This window comes from Leptospira bandrabouensis, assembly GCF_004770905.1.
GTDB classification, from domain to species: Bacteria; Spirochaetota; Leptospiria; order Leptospirales; family Leptospiraceae; genus Leptospira_A; species Leptospira_A bandrabouensis.
In genome coordinates, this window is record NZ_RQHT01000012.1 from 216,932 (window position 1) to 235,096 (window position 18,165).

16 protein-coding genes are annotated in these 18,165 nt (G+C 39.3%); 6 read left to right on the forward strand and 10 right to left on the reverse strand.

What is annotated here, in order from left to right:
• The first annotated feature begins 24 nt into the window (after positions 1 to 24).
• The gene (locus EHR07_RS04655; protein ID WP_135744001.1) at positions 25 to 1,764 is read left to right on the forward strand and encodes a PP2C family protein-serine/threonine phosphatase; all 1,740 of its coding nucleotides are present in this window, start codon (positions 25 to 27) and stop codon (positions 1,762 to 1,764) included.
• On the opposite strand, the gene EHR07_RS04660 is transcribed toward EHR07_RS04655, so the two are convergent.
• From EHR07_RS04660 to EHR07_RS04670, 3 genes are all read right to left on the reverse strand, one after another.
• On the reverse strand, positions 1,761 to 2,474 hold the full coding sequence (locus EHR07_RS04660; RefSeq protein WP_244288921.1) for a hypothetical protein: 714 nt from the start codon (positions 2,472 to 2,474) through the stop codon (positions 1,761 to 1,763). The two genes, EHR07_RS04655 and EHR07_RS04660, sit on opposite strands and share 4 nt — an antisense overlap.
• Before the next feature lie 62 nt (positions 2,475 to 2,536).
• Entirely contained in the window at positions 2,537 to 3,220 is a 684-nt protein-coding gene (locus tag EHR07_RS04665) for a response regulator transcription factor (RefSeq protein WP_135744003.1), read from the reverse strand.
• Positions 3,217 to 4,080, reverse strand: a complete 864-nt coding sequence (locus EHR07_RS04670) for a sensor histidine kinase (RefSeq protein WP_135744004.1) — start codon at positions 4,078 to 4,080, stop codon at positions 3,217 to 3,219. Before EHR07_RS04670 ends, EHR07_RS04665 begins: the two co-directional genes overlap by 4 nt.
• Positions 4,081 to 4,208: 128 nt before the next feature.
• On the opposite strand from EHR07_RS04670, the gene EHR07_RS04675 reads away from it, so the two are divergent.
• From EHR07_RS04675 to EHR07_RS04685, 3 genes are all read left to right on the forward strand, one after another.
• A complete protein-coding gene (locus EHR07_RS04675) occupies positions 4,209 to 5,273 on the forward strand; it encodes a class I fructose-bisphosphate aldolase (RefSeq protein WP_135744005.1) in 1,065 nt (354 codons plus the stop codon).
• A 4-nt stretch (positions 5,274 to 5,277) separates the two neighbouring features.
• Positions 5,278 to 7,002, forward strand: a complete 1,725-nt coding sequence (locus EHR07_RS04680) for a 4-alpha-glucanotransferase (protein WP_135744006.1) — start codon at positions 5,278 to 5,280, stop codon at positions 7,000 to 7,002.
• An 80-nt stretch (positions 7,003 to 7,082) separates the two neighbouring features.
• A complete protein-coding gene (locus EHR07_RS04685) occupies positions 7,083 to 7,622 on the forward strand; it encodes an Mpo1 family 2-hydroxy fatty acid dioxygenase (RefSeq protein WP_135744007.1) in 540 nt (179 codons plus the stop codon).
• A gap of 171 nt (positions 7,623 to 7,793) precedes the next feature.
• Here the strand turns inward: EHR07_RS04685 and EHR07_RS04690 are convergent, their stop codons facing one another.
• The 6 genes from EHR07_RS04690 to EHR07_RS04715 all read right to left on the reverse strand — a co-directional run bounded on the left by EHR07_RS04690 (position 7,794) and on the right by EHR07_RS04715 (position 15,043).
• Positions 7,794 to 8,567 (reverse strand): helix-turn-helix transcriptional regulator, encoded by a 774-nt coding sequence (locus EHR07_RS04690; protein ID WP_135744008.1) that lies wholly within the window; start codon positions 8,565 to 8,567, stop codon positions 7,794 to 7,796.
• Positions 8,568 to 8,668: 101 nt separating this feature from the next.
• The gene (locus EHR07_RS04695) at positions 8,669 to 9,790 is read right to left on the reverse strand and encodes an alpha/beta hydrolase (RefSeq protein ID WP_238839926.1); all 1,122 of its coding nucleotides are present in this window, start codon (positions 9,788 to 9,790) and stop codon (positions 8,669 to 8,671) included.
• Entirely contained in the window at positions 9,787 to 10,911 is a 1,125-nt protein-coding gene (locus EHR07_RS04700; RefSeq protein ID WP_167483351.1) for a peptidoglycan DD-metalloendopeptidase family protein, read from the reverse strand. Before EHR07_RS04700 ends, EHR07_RS04695 begins: the two co-directional genes overlap by 4 nt.
• Positions 10,912 to 10,928: 17 nt before the next feature.
• Complete coding sequence (locus EHR07_RS04705) at positions 10,929 to 11,333, reverse strand: bactofilin family protein (protein ID WP_015682465.1); 405 nt, start codon at positions 11,331 to 11,333, stop codon at positions 10,929 to 10,931.
• 59 nt (positions 11,334 to 11,392) lie between these two features.
• Positions 11,393 to 13,945, reverse strand: coding sequence for a penicillin-binding protein 1A (locus EHR07_RS04710; RefSeq protein WP_135744010.1), 2,553 nt, complete (start codon positions 13,943 to 13,945; stop codon positions 11,393 to 11,395).
• 27 nt (positions 13,946 to 13,972) lie between these two features.
• Positions 13,973 to 15,043: a zinc dependent phospholipase C family protein gene (locus tag EHR07_RS04715; protein WP_135744011.1), complete on the reverse strand. Its 1,071-nt coding sequence runs from the start codon at positions 15,041 to 15,043 to the stop codon at positions 13,973 to 13,975.
• A gap of 57 nt (positions 15,044 to 15,100) precedes the next feature.
• On the opposite strand from EHR07_RS04715, the gene EHR07_RS04720 reads away from it, so the two are divergent.
• On the forward strand, positions 15,101 to 16,369 hold the full coding sequence (locus tag EHR07_RS04720) for a diaminopimelate decarboxylase (RefSeq protein ID WP_135744012.1): 1,269 nt from the start codon (positions 15,101 to 15,103) through the stop codon (positions 16,367 to 16,369).
• 4 nt (positions 16,370 to 16,373) lie between these two features.
• A complete protein-coding gene (locus tag EHR07_RS04725; RefSeq protein ID WP_135744013.1) occupies positions 16,374 to 17,078 on the forward strand; it encodes an IspD/TarI family cytidylyltransferase in 705 nt (234 codons plus the stop codon).
• Here the strand turns inward: EHR07_RS04725 and EHR07_RS04730 are convergent.
• Positions 17,061 to 18,155 carry a PilZ domain-containing protein gene (locus EHR07_RS04730; protein ID WP_135744014.1) on the reverse strand — a complete coding sequence of 365 codons (1,095 nt, stop codon included), beginning with the start codon at positions 18,153 to 18,155 and terminating at the stop codon, positions 17,061 to 17,063. The genes EHR07_RS04725 and EHR07_RS04730 overlap by 18 nt on opposite strands.
• Positions 18,156 to 18,165: the final 10 nt, after the last annotated feature.

Sequence of the window (18,165 nt, forward strand, 5' to 3'; positions counted from 1 at the left end):
TGATTCTTAGAGCTTAGAACCTAGATGAGTTCTCGAAAGCCCGATTATGGTCGCTACCAACATTTAGAGAGCTTCATCCACCTGTCCAAAGACGCCATCTGGTGTTATGAATTGGACATCCCTATGCCCATCTCCCTATCACAGGATGAACAAATGGAATACATTTGGAACCATAGTGTGATCCGGGAATGTAATTTGGCAATGGCCCAGTTTTATGGTTACCAGTCAGTTCAAGATATCCTCGGTAAGTATTTGAAAGACCTTGTCACTCTGAAGAGTGTTTTTTTGCTCCGGAGATTTATCGAAAGTTCCTACCAGTTAGAAAATTACGAATACTATCTAGAATTGTCAGATGGCCATAAACGAGTTTTTTTAATGAACTCGCACGGGCAAGTGGAAGAGGGATTTTTAGTTCGCATTTGGGGACAACAAATTGAAATTTCATCCATCCGGGAATCTGAATTCAAACTTTCTGGTTTATTACAGTTTTCTCAAATTGTCACAGAAGTATCCAAAACCTTTGTTCATACGAAAGCTGAATTGGTATCCGATGCGATTCAATTTGCTTTGGAAGAACTAGGAAAGTATTCTAGAGCAGACAGAGTATTTGCTGCCGAAATTTCTTCGGACAAACAATTTTTATCAGTCACCCATGAATGGGTGTTAGATGATTTGCCTTCTTTGTTCCGCGTTGGTACAAAACTTCCCATTGCGAAAATGAATCCAGAACGTTTGGGAATTCTTGCAGGTGACGGAGTCATTCATATTGCCGATACAACTCAAATGATTGATGAACCTTGGCATTTGGATCTTTTTAAACGAGCAGAAATTCGATCTATCTTAGTGGTTGGTTTAAGAGGTGAAGGAAGTGTGATTGGAATTTTGGGAATCACTACTTATGATAGAGTAGGTTTTTGGTCAGAAGAAACTAAGCGGTTGTTAGGATTGATCGCTGGGTTTGTATCACAAGGTTTGGTTCGTGCTAAAAACGAAATCAAACTAATGAAAAAAGAAAAAATACTACAAAGGTTTTATTCTGATGTCAAAGAAGATTTGGCTTTGGCAAAACTGACTCAAGAGGCATGGGTTGCTAAAGATTTTGGTGAAATTCCAAATGTAAAAATCCAATCTAGGTTTTTGCCTTATGAAGAAATCGGAGGAGACCTCATCCTTTATGAAAAACCGAATGAGGATTGTATTGATATTTTTTTTGGTGATATTTCTGGTCATGGGATTTCATCCGCACTTGTCTCTGGAATTGCTGCGGTTTCATTTAAAAAACATTCTAAGTTAGAATCGACACCTTCCGCGATTCTTTCTGCCATGCATTTAGATTTGAAAACCATCATTTTCAAACATCATATTTCGGCCTGTGTACTTCGGCTTTTCCCAGAGGAAAGAAGGGTGGAGTTTAGTTTTGCCGGCCATCCACCTGTAGTTTTTTGGAAAGAAAAGGAACGAGTGATGAAACTCGTGAAGGATGAAATGTATCCCATTTTACTCCTTGATTTCTGGGAAGGAAAAACGATTTCCAAAACCTTTGAACCTGGGGATCGATTACTTTTGTATTCGGATGGAATTTACGAATTAGAAGAAGAAGGTGGAGGATACATTGGGCTCGATGTTTTTTTACAAGAACTATCAGAAATGATTTCTATTTCGGAAAACACAGACAGTTTAATACAAAAAATGATCGCCAATTGCCTGATTGAAAAGGACCGAATCATCCATGACGATATAGCTGTGTTGTTTATCGAGTTTTAGTTTTCTCTGTCAGCGAGATCAAGGGCTTTGGCATCTGCTTCTGGATACTTAGCCAAATATTCAGAAACAATTTTCTTTTTTCCATCCAAACGATCCAAATGGTTTTCAATGATATATCCAAAATCCAATTTGCCTGTTACAATTTCATACCTTTCCGTTTCAATGGTTCCTAAATCCAAATCAACTGGCACTTCATTAGCTTTGTCTGCATATTCTTTGGCTTTTTCCCAATAGGGAATGGCTTCTTTATAAAAACTTTCCGCAACACCAAAACTTTCTTTGAGTTCATGGGCAAAATCTAAATTATAAAAATACACATGGCGTTTGTCAAATTTGGAAGCAAGTCGCATGTAAGAACGCATGATTTGAATATTGATATGCATAAACATCAAGTTTCGATATTTATAATATTCTTTTTCTGTTTTGGTTTCACACAAAGAATGTTTAGGATGACGGAATCGTTTCCCAAGTGCAATTTTTAACCAATAAATATTTTTTCTGATTTCGTTATCGTTATAGTGTTGTTTGAGGTTATACAACTCATAAAAATCTTCCAAATATTTGGGTTCCCATTTATGGAGTTTGTAAGGCACCCAATCAGAAAATTTGGTGTAAGGCCCGTTTTTTTCGTATTCGTAGTTGTAATCGATATCGGTTTCCCAGGCACCAAGGGAATGGGAAAACAAGGATAGAACGAGTGCGACCGAAATGACAAATCCTTGTTTCACCTTAAAAGTATCGGTAAAATATAGAAATTCCCTAATGGGGATTCTTATTTTAGAGGGAAGACTTCTGCCACCCACTGGTAACCCACACCTCGCACGTTGCGGATGGATTCTTCTCCCAAAGCATCCCGAAGCCTGACAATGGCGTTGTCGATGGTCCTTTCTGTGGGAAAACTTTCTTCTCCGACCAGATAATCCAAAATTTCAGAACGGCTAAACACCTTTTGTACATCAGAAAGTAAGAGGGCAAGTAGGGCACAGTCCCGTTTTGAAAGTAAAAATGATGACCCATCTTCTTTTTTCACAAGAAAGGAATCCAAGTGAATTTCCGTTTGGTCCATTTTCCATTTTTGTCCAAAATGAGGGCGGGTTTGGGCCACCACTCGTTCCAATCGGATGAGAAATTCTTTTAAATGGAAGGGTTTGGGAATGAACTCGGCGGCCCCAAGTTCAAATCCACGAAGTCTTTCCTGGGCACCGGCCTGTGCCGTTAAAAATAGAAAGGGTAAGTCTTTTTCTTTAGATAAAAAATCTTCTGCCAATTGAAATCCATTTCCATCAGGGAGTCGTAAATCCAGGACAACCAAATCAAATTGGTTGGGGGAAAATAAACCTTCAGCTTCCGAAACCGTTTTTGCCCACTTAACTCGGTATCTGTCTTGTTCCAATCGTTCCTTTAAAGTTTCGCCGAGACCTTCATCATCTTCCACAAGTAAAATTCTTGGATTCATGTTACCTCTTTTAAAGTAAGTTTCACTTGGAAACCGGACAAAGTGTTCGGAAATTCGAGGGAGCCTTTCATTTTTTCGATTAATTTTTTTACGATATACAAACCAATTCCACTTCCGCTGGTTTTAGAATGTCGTAAAAAAGGTAAGGTGAGATTTTTTTTATTACCGCTAAATCCGCTGCCATCGTCCTCCAAAAGAAAAGAGATATACTTTTTTTCTTTTGCGATTGTGAGTTTGATCGTTTTTGCTTTTCCGTGTCGTTTGGCATTGTCACTTAAGTTTTTAAGCATGGCAAAAAAAGCTTTTTTATCTATATAAACTTTTGTTTCTTTTGGGATTAGAATATTCCAAGATAAGTCCGGTTCATGATGAGAATAGGATTCGCATAAGGAGGAAATAGTGAGTGGCTCCATGTACAAGGATTCTCCTTGCATAAGACTTGCTAAATAAAAAGCATTACCCATTTGAGACTCAATTCTTTGATTTTCTTTCCAAATCTTCTCTAATTTTTTTTTGAGTTCTGGATCTTTTGTATTTTCTAAAAGAACTTCGACTTGCAACTGTAAGCTGGAAATAGGAGTTTTCATCTCATGTGTGACTGTAGAAAAAAAATCGGAAATCAGTTTAGAACGTTTATGATCTCGATAAGATAAAACAGCTAAAGTCACACCACCTAGGGCCAACATGGAAAGAAAAAAGGATCCTTCTAATTGTAACATCCGATTGACACGGTTTAGTTCTACCTGTCGAGCCGCACTAATAGAAATCTCTGCGATGGTTTTTGCTTGTCGAAACCCCAAAATCCACCACCACACTCCTAAAGAGAATGTGAGGGAAAGCCAAGCTAGGGAAAAAAACATTCGAAATTGCGCTGATCCTCTCAAATTTGCCTCACAATGCAAGTTAGGACCCAGGGGAAGGGCGACGAGCAAAAAAAGGTGTTGTCACATTGGATGAACCCGAGAATTTATTTTTTAGGAGAACAACTTTGAACTTCGACGAAATCTCGAAACATCTTGGAAACGACGCGGAATCCCTACTTGGATTCAAATCGCCAAAAATCGCTAAAGAACTAATCCACGTACCTGGCTCTGACTGGGTTGATAGAATTTTTGCTCCCACAGACAGGTCTGTACCTGTTCTTCGTAGCATCCAAACCCTTCTTGGAAGTGGTCGTCTAGGTGGAACAGGTTATGTTTCCATCCTTCCGGTTGACCAAGGAATCGAACATTCTGCAGGTGCTTCTTTTGCCAAAAACCCTATTTATTTTGATGGTGAAAACATCATTAAATTGGCCATTGAAGGTGGTTGTAATGGTGTGGCAACGACTCTTGGAGTTCTTGGATCGGTTGCAAGAAAGTATGCTCACAAAATTCCTTTCATTTTGAAAATCAATCACAATGAACTTTTAACTTACCCAAACAAAAGTGAACAAATTCTTTTTGCTACGGTAAAACAAGCTTATGACCAAGGTTGTGTTGCGATTGGTGCTACCATTTATTTTGGTTCTGCCGATGCTGGTCGAGAAATTGTAGAAATTTCTAAAGTATTCCAAATGGCTCACGAACTCGGAATGGCGACTATCCTTTGGTGTTATATCAGAAACAATGCCTTCAAAAAAGACAAAGATTACCATGTTTCTGCTGACTTAACAGGACAAGCAAACCATTTAGGTGTGACTATCCAAGCAGATATCATCAAACAAAAGTTACCTGAAAACAATGGTGGGTACAATGTTTTAAACCAAGAATCTTCTTACGGTAAAACAGACAAACGTATCTATTCTGATCTTACTTCTGACCATCCAATTGACCTCGCTCGTTACCAAGTAGCAAATTGTTATATGGGAAGAGCGGGACTCATCAACTCAGGTGGAGCTTCTGGAGAAAACGATTTACAAGACGCACTTAAAACTGCGGTCATCAACAAACGTGCTGGTGGAATGGGACTGATCTCAGGAAGAAAAGCATTCCAAAAACCAATGAAGGAAGGGGTTGCATTACTCAACGCCATCCAAGACGTATATCTATCGAAAGAAATTACAGTCGCTTAAAGACTTGGAATTTTTTCGAAACGTAAAAAAAAGAAGGGCGGGGGTACTTGTATCTCTGCCCTCTATTGTTTCTGAACATTCTTTTGAATGTGGGGACATTTACAGTTTATACCCACTTTGCGATTGGGCAAAGGATGTGGGATTTAGTATCATCCAGTTATTACCTTTAAATGATACAGGTTTCGGATATTCTCCTTACAGTGCTATTTCTGCTTTTGCCATTGATCCTCTTTATATTTCTTTATACAAACTTGGCCAAAATATAAAATCTCGCAAACGTGAGATACGTTTTTTAAAAAATCATCCCATTCGTATTCGAAATCGAAAATTAGAAATCATCCGTTCTATTTATACCAACCACTTAAAAGAAGCAATGTTGGAAGCTACATACTTCTTAGAAAAACATCCTTGGTGTTATTCTTATGCTGCCTTTCGTTTATTATATGAAGAATTCAATGGTAAGGATTGGTGGGAATGGCCTAAAGAATTTTTAGATCCAAACTTTGCGAAAGAACATATATTTACCAAACGCCGGGAAGACGCTTTGTTTTGGGTCTATTTACAAAAGATCGCCTATGATCAGTTATCCGAAGTGAAAACCCATTTTGAAGATGTTGGTGTTTACTTAAAAGGAGATATGCCGATCCTCACTTCCCGAAATTCTTGCGACGTTTGGGAACATCCAGAATTTTTTATTATGAATTTGCAAGCTGGTGCCCCACCTGATGATTTTTCCAAAACCGGACAAACTTGGGGTTTTCCTGTTCTCAATTGGGAGGCTCTGGAAAAAACAAACTATTCTTGGTGGAAGGATCGTTTGTCTTATTTGGAACATTTTTTTCATCTTTATCGAATTGACCATGTCATCGGGATGTATCGGATTTGGGCCATTCCAAGTAAAGACACCACGGCACTACATGGATGGTTTCATCCTCAATTTGGAATTGCAAAAGAAGAATTCATTAAAGAAGGCTTGGATCCAAAACATTTTGAAACTTTGGGATTAATTCATGAATTCATTCCCAATCATTATATTTTTTATTGGGACTTCTGGAAAAATGAAGGTTACCAAAACTTAGAAGAAGAGATAAAAGCAAAACTTTTTCCTTTATCAGAACTTCATATTGAGGAAGAGGAAAAACATTGGAGGGAATCTGGGGAAAAAATTTTAGAAATCTTTGATTCCTTTTCTTCGATGATTCCTTGTGCAGAGGATTTGGGTTCAGTTCCTGCTTTTATTAGAGATTCTTTATTTGAACGCCAGATGATTGGAATTGATGTCGTTCGTTGGACAAGATCCTTTACAACAGGTGAGTTTATCCCGGAAGAACTGTATAGAGAAAATGCCATTTCTGTTTTATCAACACATGACACGAGTTTGGCGATGGAGTGGTGGAAAAAAGAAGGAGATATGGAATCGAAACTCCAATTTTTCTTTGATAGATTAGGAAAACCTAGACCAAAATCGGATGAAGAAACCTTGTTAGGTCTTCTCGAATTTGTATTCCAAACGAGTAGTCTATTCTCGATCCAACTGTTTCAGGATTTGGCCCTTGGTTTACCTGATGTTTTAGAACACCCAGAAGATCACCGCATCAATGTACCTGGCACACCTGACCATTCCAATTGGACCTACCGATTTCCTGTTCTCATTGAGGACTTTGCATCCGATTTTCAGCGTAATTTCGCAATCCGTAAACTCCTTCTCGAATCTGACAGAAATACGTAATTTTTTAGAATCATGACAGATTCGTTCAAGTCGAATGACCCAACCTCTGGTAGAATGGACTCTACACCCGGAGGTCTCCTTTGAGATTTGCAAAAGAAATGGCGTTTTATTCCGCCTACCACCAAGAAAAACGTAATGTATTGATCCATGTGTTAGGGGTTCCAACAATCACCTTCACTTTATTTGTTGTCCTCAGCCGTTTTAGCCTTTTTGAATACAATGGCTTTAACGTTTCGGCTTCTCTCGTATTTACATTAGCGGTACTTGGTTATTATTATACTTTGGATGTATTGTTTGCATTTGTAGCCACTCTTGTATTTGGCGGACTTTATCTGACCTCAGAGTGGATTACTATGCAATTACCAGCATCCACCGCTTGGACTATTTTTGGTCTTGGACAGGTGATTGGTTGGGGTGCTCAGTTCTATGGACATTTTGTTTTTGAAAAGAGTAGGCCAGCACTTTTTGATAACTTGTTCCAAGCTTTAGTTTCCGCACCTTTATTTGTTGTGGCAGATGTATTTTTCGAACTCGGATTTCGATTGGAATTGAAGGCGGCAGTGGAGAATGAACTGAAACAACGTGGAGTTTGGAAAGATTTTTCTCATAAACCCGCTTAAATAAAAAATCATTTGGGTTACAATATAGACTGTTTTGGCTTCATATAGCCAAACTTGTATTTTGTGGTCCAGTTCTTTGGTTTAGATACTCAATTTAGTTTTTCTGATATTAGATTGAGTATCTAAGATATAAAAATTTCCATTGCATTCTGAATTGTTTCATTTCAATTTTTAATCTTCGCAAAAACAAACCTGATGCAAAGTCTGGCTTCCTAAAAAAAGGGAAGGTTTTACTCCAAACATTTTTTTAAAAGTTCGAGAAAGATGGGCTTGGTCACTAAATCCAGCTGCATGCGAGGCCGTTGTGAGGTTTTCGCCACCTTGCAATAGTTTTGCGGCAATATGAAGCCTTTGCCATAATAAATATTGTCTGAGAGGAATTCCCATATTGTCTTTAAATAGATGCATAAAACGGTCCGTGGAGATTCCTGAAATTTCTGAAAGTTCTGTCAATGAAACAGGGTTTGGCATTTTTTCTTTGATTTTTTGAATGGCCATTTCTATACGTTCATCAAACTTTCTTAGAATGCTTCCTGAACCAAGTAGAGAGAGAATCTGGTTGTAAAGAGACCTTGCTGATAAACAATCTAATTTATCACCAAACAATGGATCGGCGATTTTTTGTATTTTTTTTCGAACTTCCACATCAATTGTTTTTGGTGAACCATCCATTTCAATTCGTTTGTATTCTTCTGATTTCGGATCTAATTGAATGATGACCATTTCCGATTGGGATGCGTCTAGTTTGTGATAAAAATTGGGTGGAATGATGATCCCTTGGGATTCAATCATTTCATCAGATTTTGTATGTAGGTAAAAGGGCGCACTAAGGGAAACCAAAATGGAAACTGCATAATGGGAATGGGGTTCTGTGACGAGTCCTGAGCTTCCTATGAGGATTCGTTCTCCAAAGTAAAAAAGACTTCCTTTTCTTTTTAAATCCATATACTAGAAAAATTCTAAGAACCTTTCTGAAAAAGGCAAGAATTATCGAAAAAACAAATGAACTTTCCTTAAGTGAAAAGTTTGAAACTTAAGGGAAAAATCTATTTCCTAAGGACAAAATTTTCTCCATTTTTTGGACCAGATTTGCGGATAAAAAGTCTTCGTTCCACAGATACACCAAGTAACACTTGATAGATGTCAGTGAGAATTGGTCTTGAAGAATAGTATCCATGGCCAAGGCCACCAACACCTAAAACAGGATCATCCACTTCGTTGACATTGATTACATCCACACCGGAATATTTAAAACACATTCCTGCTCGCGGTGCCCCATTTACTTTTTGCGAAGCAATGAGAGCGTTGTCACCAGGAGAACAATAGAGGGTGATTCGTTCTGAAGATTTGGATAAATCACTTAATATCAGTTCAAATTCATTTTTGTCAAAATCAGGTGCATTGAGAATCAGTTCCGATAGAAATTTACTTTTTCCTTGTTTGGCAAGTGCTGCCACAGAAGGTAAAACCACTTGGTGGCCCATACTATGAACGACTAAGTGTATTTTTTTACCAAGGCCAGTGACATCATTTAAAAACTTTGCAAAAGGTTCCCTGTTGATTTTTGCTTCTGTATAGTTTAAATCGTAAGTCGATTTTACCATTACCTGCGATAAGATTCCCGTATCCGCTCCTGCGGGCCAAGAATAAACAACCACTTCCCCAGGGAATTTTAAATCGTATTTAATTTGTCCGGCACGAATGACGGCTTCATCAAAATTGACATTGAATCCATGAACAAAAACTAAAACTTCCTCGGAAGCTGAAGATTTAATTTTGTTTAAAAATTCTTTATCATCTGTGTTGATTCGACCCTTAAATTGGAAGAACTGGTTTTTGTCTTGTGAATTATCTAAAGTGATATCTCCAATAATGTGTTTCGACGGAATATTTACTAAACAGATTCCGTAATGTGGGTTGATGTCAGTGATAAATCCAAAACTTGCACTGTCACAATTGTCTTTGACTGTCATTTCCCTGCGAGTGGTGACAAAATGTACATTAAGGATTTTTGTTTCATCGAAGGGATCTACAATTCGTTTGTTGATTTGTTCTCCAATTTTAGGAGTACAAAATACGATTAAATTTATGATTGGGATAAGGAATATTAGTAAAATTGAATGTTTTTGGTTTTGGGATATTTTTTTCATTTGATTTGTTAGTTTCATTTATATGAAAAACCTTTCATTATTTTTGTAGGATTTACGTTTTTTCCATCTTTGATGACTTCAAAATGGAGGTGGGGGCCAAAACAATAACCAGTACAACCGGAACGAGAGATGATTTTACCTGCACTTACATAATCACCTTCTTTCACATAGAGTTTAGAATTGTGGGCATATAAGGTTTGGTAATTATCATCATGTGTTAGGATGATCGCATTTCCGTAACCACCCATCCAACCAGAATAAGTGACTTTTCCTTTTCTTGCAGCATAAACAGATTCGTAGTTGGCACGTAAGTCAAGTGCCATATGGAATTTGTATTGTGGATAGGAACGTGTTCCCCAACCGGATGTGATTACCTTCGATGCCACAGGGATTCTCCACACTGGTCCAGTTTCTGGGATCACCGCTCCTGGAAGGAAAACCTTTTGTCCCGACTTGAATAAATCATAATCTTCTAGTTGGTTTTCTGAATATATATCATCAATTTTTACTTTATAGTAATCTGCCACTTTTGCAAGGGTATCCCCTTTTTTAAGTTTATACACTAAACCTTGTTTGTTGGGAATGTTCAGAATTTGTCCAGGTTGGATGGAGACTTCTGGGTTAATTCCAGAACTTCCTGCAATGGATTCGGCCGAAACTTTAAACCTACGAGCAATGTCCGAAAGGGTTTCGTTCTTTTTGACTTTGTATTGAGTGACTTTAAGTTTTTTATTTTTGTTATCTGCCAAAGCATCCAAATCGGCAGAACGAAGGATGGCCATTTTTTTATCTTCTGTTTCTTGCAGATATTTAGCATCGGCAAGTTTTGCTTCTTTATCCTTAATGTCGTTTTCTTCTACCTCGGTAGACATACTGAGGAACTCTTTTTCCATTAAACTTTCTTCGTATGTTTGTTTGTCTACGAGTACTGATAAAAAAAAGGCTAAGATAAAGGAAGAGGTGAGGAGTGGAAGAATTCTATACCTTTTCCGATTGAGATCAATGGTGCCATGAAGGACACTGGATTGTGATTGGAGGTTATAAAAATACTTACCTGGAGATACTTGGATTACATTTACGTTTCCCCAGCGTAACACATGCTTGCCGATCGTAGACTTATCAGGAGACCGAAGTAGCATGTGTTAATGGAGACTAGTTAATCCTTGGTATCTAAAGATTTAATACCGCCGAAGGATTCTTCTACAATCTTACGCACGTCTTTTTTCTGACCGCCTGTGATTGTGATATTTCCTTTCGCAACTACACCTTTTTGAAGTTCTAAGTATGGAGCAGTGATATCACCTAACATACGTCCAGTACCTTCCAGTTTTACTTCGTTTTCGGCTTTGATGTTTCCGATGAGGGTACCTGATACAATGACTTCTTTTGCGCTAATGTTAGTTTTTACTTTACCGGTTTCTCCGATAACAAGTGCATCTTCAGTTTTGATATCACCTTCGAATTTTCCATCGATTCTGAGTGAACCTGCGATATAAAACTTACCTTCAAATATCGACCCTGGTCCGATAACGCTATTGATGGAATCCTTACCTATTGCCATTCCTGCTCCTTTTCCCCTTCTGTGAGAATCAAAATTTTCAGTCTTCTTGACAAGCCTTTTTAGTAGTCGATTTCCTCATCCCCGCTAAAGACTGACTTTTTTCGTTTTGGCGGTTTGGAAGAAGGGTTCTGTTTTTCTATTTTTTCGGGTTTTTTCTTTTCCGTGCGCACCGATTGTACAGATGAGGTCATGGGTTTGGTTTCCACTACGTTCCAAGAGGAACCATGGTCATTACAAACCTCTTTCGGCACGGTTTGAGGGATAAAATACTCTTCAAATAGGTCGTGGCATTGGCTTCCGGGGAGTTTTCCTGACATCCGACAGACTGTTTTTTTTGTGACTTTGACATCACCCAGCCAAGGAAAATCAATCATTGGTTCCCGGTCCAGGGCCCTTGCCATAAATCTTCCCCAAACGGGAGCTGCTAGTTTGCCCCCGGTCATCCCTCGGCCAAGAGAAATGGTCCCTACGTCGTAGCCAAACCATACGGAGGTCACAAGTTCTGGGGTATAACCCACAAACCAGGCATCTCGAAAGTTATTGGTAGTTCCCGTTTTTCCGTAAGCCTTGCGGTTTAGGCCATAAGACAAAACCCCGCGACCCGTTCCTTCTTCCACAACGTCTCGCATCATAGAAGTAATGAGAAAGGCTGCTTCCTTCGAGATGATTTGTTTGCGATCCTCATCATCAAAATCTTTACGAAAGTCTTTGATCACTTTGCCTGTATTGTCTTCTACATACAAAACAGAAATAGGGTTTACAGTTTTCCCACCGGAGGCAAGGGCAGCATAAGCTCTTGTGAGTTCATAAGGGGTAAGTTCAAAGGAACCAAGGGAAACACTAAAGTTATAAGGAATGTCTCTCCCGTTTAGTTGTAATAAACCTCGCAAACTATCCATTAGGTGAGAAAGACCAACTTGTTCTAGGACCCGAACCGCTACAGAGTTTTTGGATTGTTCTAATGCTTTTCTGAGTAAAATAAAACCTGAATATTCGCTACTATAGTTTTCAGGCGCCCATTCATCACCGTCTTCCATTAGATATTGAAGAGGGGAATCTGCAAAGAGAGTCGCTGGTGTTACGTTTTTTTCTGGATCCGGGTTTTTTCCTGAGTAATCCATTGCTGCCGCATAAAGTATCGGTTTAAAAGCGGAACCGGGTTGGCGAAATGCTTGAAAGGGACGAATCTGTTGGTTGTCAGAACGAAATCCTGATCCACCAACTAACGCAGTAATATAACCTGTTTCTGGACGAATGGCAATGAGAGATCCTTCCACTGGAAGAAGATGGTCTTTTGTAGTTTGCGAAGTGTAGTTTTTGTCGATCAAATCTCCTAAGAAATCATCACCAGTTAACAAGTTTAAGGCAAAAAATTCATCTCGGAGGTCTTCTTGGTAGGCGGATGAAAAAGTACGTTCTGTCCGGGAAATACGGAATTTAAAATCGGGAAGGTCATATAAATCGGCTATGAGAGAATACCCACTTCCATACAAATCGTCAAAGGCATCAATATTTCGGAAAGCTCTTTGGTTGGATTCAATCGTTTGTCTTTGTAAGGCTGGAAGCAGGGCTTTTTCTGCTTCCTCTTGGTGGCGTATATTAATCGTGGAATAAATTTTGAGCCCACCATTGTAAAGGCGACTAGAACCAATCGAACGAATTAGATTTTTTCTGATATATTCTGTTACATAAGGGAAACGGTTTAATCTATCCGAAAAAGCGGAATCGTTAGGAGAACGGTTTAAATTGGTATAATATTCTTGTAGATTTGCGTATTCTTTTTCCGCATCGGCAACGGTCATTCGGCCATTTTCAACTAACTTACGAAATACGACTCGCACTTTGTTCATACTGGAAACTGGATTCACAATCGGACTAAACTGTGTGGGCCTTGTCGTAAGACTGGCAAGAATGGCGGCTTCTCCCCAAGTTACATCTTGTACTTCTTTACGAAAATAAAACCGCGACGCTGCACCAACCCCAATGGTTCCATGTCCCAATGGAATTTCGTTTAAATACACTTCTAAAATTTTATCTTTGGGATATACAAGTTCCAGTAGAATCGCAAGCCAGGCCTCGCGAGCTTTTCTTGCGATCGATCTTTCAATGGATAAAAATTTGAGACGTGCTACTTGTTGGGTGATGGTGGAGGCACCTTCTTTGACACGGCCTGCCATAATGTTCACAACAAAAGCACGGGCAATCCCTTTTAAATCAATTCCATTATGTGAATAAAAGGAATTGTCTTCTGTTGATAAAAAACATTGAATCACCTTGTGTCTGTTATCTGGAGATAGTGGAGTTTCTTCAGTTTTTAATTGTTCTAAGCGAACAGGAATTCTTGAAAATTTATAATATTCGGCTATGGGTTCGTATTCCCCTTTGTCATTCATTCCATACAAAGTAGAGGGGATGTCATAAACAGAAGCTTCTTTTAGTTTAAAAAAATCTTTTATGGAACCCGTGAGTAAAAAAACATTCAAAGCTCCAAAGGCAAAGATAGCAATGCTCGTGTTTCTTAATTTTTTGTCTCCGGTCCAAATCTTTTCTGTAACAGTTCGAAACCAAATGATAAAATACTTTTCAAAGAGCCCTACGGGTTCTTGTTTCATACATTTCCCTTAACTTTTAAATCCACTTCAAACGAGTGGAGAAAATTCCTTCATATGGTCAATTCCGTGGTAACGGAGACCAGTATCCAAATTATAACCACCGAGAGATTCCAGAATTTTCGATCTGCTTTCCGGAGAAAAACTATATTCGTAGGCTCTCGTTAAAATTTCTTTGCAGGCCTGGCTTGCTTGGTTCAAAAGATCAATAAAGGAGTCATTGAACTTCCGTTTTGGGTCTGCGGGATAAAACCATTCCCTTTTTTCCTCATTCATGATCTTGGGGTTGATGGCTTCAATGGCAGGAAGCATCAGCACACTGGCATTGTATTTATGAAAGGTAAGTGTATCCACTACACTCACAAGGCCCCGCATCAAGGCACTCCTTGAATCCAAAGTGGAGGTAAATCGGTAAAAACCTAAGTAAGATTCATTTAAGATATCACCGGGGATGATTTTTTTTTCGGAACCCAAATAGGAAGTCGCAAACTCTGTTGGAAAGGTATCTTTGAGAGACTGTAACCAAAAATTCCAAAGTACCGGATCCATTTTGTTTTTAATTCCTACAGTTCTGTGCCGGATATCGATGTATTGGGGGAAATCGTATTCTCTGGCACTCATTCCCCAACGATGGTTAAGAAGCAAGGTATCGAGTCCAAACTCCACTTTCATATGGTTTACTTGTGCTTGGTAAGAAATCTTCTTATCGTTGTTATAGTAATCCCCAGAGATATAAAAAATATAAGGATGGGTTTGGATGTCCACAACGCAGTGGCAGATATATCCTAAAGTGAAGGCAAGAAAACGGTCCCGGTAAAGACCCATCTCCGTATCATACACTTGGTCAAGAAAACTAAGTACAAGTTCGGCCACTCTATGGTGGTGGGCAAGATCACCAAAGAAAGCCGCTTTTTTTGTCAGTTTTGGTTGTAACACATGATAGAAGTAGAATATATCAGGAGCTACCGCTCCAAGGTTGGCATAAGAGGCAACATCGGGCCGAGAGAGTAAGGCAGCCATTCTACGTTGGGTTGCGTTTCCATGTTCCAAATGTTTTTTCACTTGGGAGAGTGCTTCAATATGTGTAATCTTTCCTGCCATTTTCTACTTTTTTGACTTTATGGAATGGAACCTATTGAAAGGTTTATCTTAAATCCTATGACATCAATCGAAAAACTAAAGTTTTTGAAAGAAGACCAAGTACGGTCTTTAGCAAAAGAATTCGGCACGCCACTCTTTGTCTATTCCGAGAAAGAAATTGAACAAAAATGTGACGAGGCTTTGGCATTTCCCAATGCTTTTGGCTTACAAGTCCGTTATGCCATGAAGGCAAATCCCAATTCCAATATCCTTCAGATCATGAAAAAGAAAGGTATCCTGATCGATGCTTCCTCGGAACATGAAGTGGTGCGTGCCCTCCACTTTGGATTCAAACCAGAATCCATCATGCTCACTTCCCAAGAGTTTCCCAAAGCCTTCACCGAACTGATAGGAAAAGGGGTAAAGTTCAATGCTTGTTCCCTTCGCCAACTTGAAGCCTTCGGAAAGGCCTTTCCTGGAAAATCGGTTTCCATCCGTTTCAATCCGGGACTTGGTTCGGGTCATACCAAAAAAACCGATGTAGGGGGAGTTACATCTTCCTTTGGAATTTGGCATGAAAAACTCAACGAAGTCAAAGCCATCGTAGAAAAATACAAAATCGTTGTGGAAAAAGTCCATACTCATATTGGTTCGGGAAGTGACCCAGAAGTTTGGAAGGCCGTAGCCAAATACACTTTAGAATATGCAGAAGCGTTTCCCACAGTCACTGTTGTGAGCCTTGGTGGTGGTTACAAAGTTGGAAGAATGGAAGATGAAAAATCTACCGACTTACAAAAGATTGGTGCTCCTGTAAAACCCCAATTTGAAGAATTTGCCGAAAAACACGGAAGAAAACTCATTTTAGAAATTGAACCGGGAACATACCTTGTTGCACTTTGTGGGGCACTTCTTACAACCGTCGACGACCTAGTGGACACTGGCCCTAAAGGTTTTCGTTTTATGAAACTCGATGCAGGTATGGATTCCAACACAAGACCATCGTTATACGGTGCAAGACACCCTCTTGTCACAGTAAAAAAAGATGGGGGAGTTCCTAAATCTAACGAAGAATATGTGGTGGTCGGTCACTGTTGTGAATCAGGAGATGTGTTTACCCAAAAAGAAGGGGGAGAACCTATCACTAGACTCATGGGAGAAGCCGAAGTCGGTGACTACGTTGTGATGGAAGCTGTGGGTGCGTATTGTGCGGGAATGTCGACAAAGAACTATAATAGTTTTCCAGAAACGGCAGAGGTTTTACTTCGCACAAATGGAGAAACAAAACTGATTCGTAAAAAAGAACCAGTTCTTGAAATCTTTCGCAATGAAATCCTCGTAGTCGAATGATTAAATGAACAATTTGTACGGTGTCCTACTGGCAGGTGGGACAGGCACTCGCATGGGAACGGAAGTTCCCAAACAGTTTTTAAAAGTGAGGGGAGAGTCTCTCCTTAGGCATTCGGTCAAACGGTTTCGAAAGTTTGGACTGATCAAATCCATCACTGTGGTTTCTCATCCCGATTGGATTTTGGAAACGGAAAAAGAGTTGGACGATCTATTGGAAGGAAATGATCGGATAGTTCTGGGTGGGGAAAGTCGCCATCTGTCTACGTTATGTGGGCTCCAGTCCATTTCTTATGATACAAAGGATATCATTTTTATCCATGACGTGGCAAGACCTAACTTCAAACAAAACGAACTGTACCAGTTAGTGGAACAAACAAAAATTTTTGGTGGAGCCAGTCTTGTTGCTAAATCTACAGAGAGTTTAGTTCGGGTTCGCCTTCATACAAACTATACAGAAGAACCATTAAAAAGAGACGAAGTGTATTCGGTGAAAACACCGCAGTCCATTGCGGGCTTTATGATTCAGGAATTGTTAGCGGAAGGATTGGATTCTGATCTCAAAAAACATCCGACAGACCTTTGTACTTGGATGGGCAACCGAAGGGTAGGGATTGTGGAAACGGATTTTCACAATATCAAAGTCACAAGTCCAGGGGATGCTGAACTTGCTGAATCTTTGTTTTGGGAAGATTTACCTTCCGTGGAATAGTTTAAAACGTTGTTTCCAAATCCAAATGCGAAATAAGTTTTTGTTTTCGATGGTATCAATTTGAATTCCAAATCCTTTGGGTTTTCCATATTTCCCTTGTGGGTTGGACCAACGAACCACACCTGATACAGAAATTTCTCCCGACCGAGTTTGGATTTTAACATTACAATTTTGATTTTGTTCTAATACGGAATCGGTTTCAATATACAAACCTTCCATCGAAACATTGAGTAAAGTGCCTTGGTTCACTTTGTTGTCTTTTCCAAAAAAGTTTACTGGATTAGAAACAGGATATCTCGGAGCAAATACGCGAGCTAAAAAAGCCTCGTAAATTTGTTTTTCTTCTTTTTGGTGGATAGGAAAAAATAGTTGTACACCTGCAATTTCACCCCCATCACTTTCTTTGTCGATTCTAACAATCTTTGCTTGGACAGAAATCGAAATGGGTTCTCTATTTTCCTTTTCTAACTTTAAGAGAAGATTGATTGGGTCTCCTACACTAAGAAAGTGATGTTTGGGGATGGGGATTAGGATTCCGTTGCGAGAGATATTGATGGTTTGTCCGTCACCTTCTCGTTCCCCGTCTGAATTGGTCCAATGGAAGGGAACGGGATGTGTTTCTCTATACTTGGTTCTCCAACCGCGTCGTATTCCACTTAAGTATGGTGCTGCGATTTCTCGACGTAAAAAATAAAAAATAGTCCCTAACAAAATAGTAGTAGTGACCATATTCCAGATGATGTCGGCCGTATGAATGCGAATCCCTGCTAGAAAGATTTTTTTACCGAGTGTTACGGAAAGAACCATCCAAACATTGTAAGTTAGAATCAGTAAGGCAAAACATAAGAAAAGGTAATAACCAAACTTTCTTTTGGCAAAAAGTCCGTAGGCGATGATGGCACTGAGGCCCGAGAGTACATATTGTAACGGTTGGATTCGAGAAAGAATCATTGTAAAATGGTCTAAATCCAAATCATATAAGGATGCCGTAATATAAACATTGAGAAAAGGAACCGCTAGAAAACCAAGGGTTACGAGTAAAACGGGAATGGGATAATTGAAGAACCGCAAAGTCACCCGCAAATGG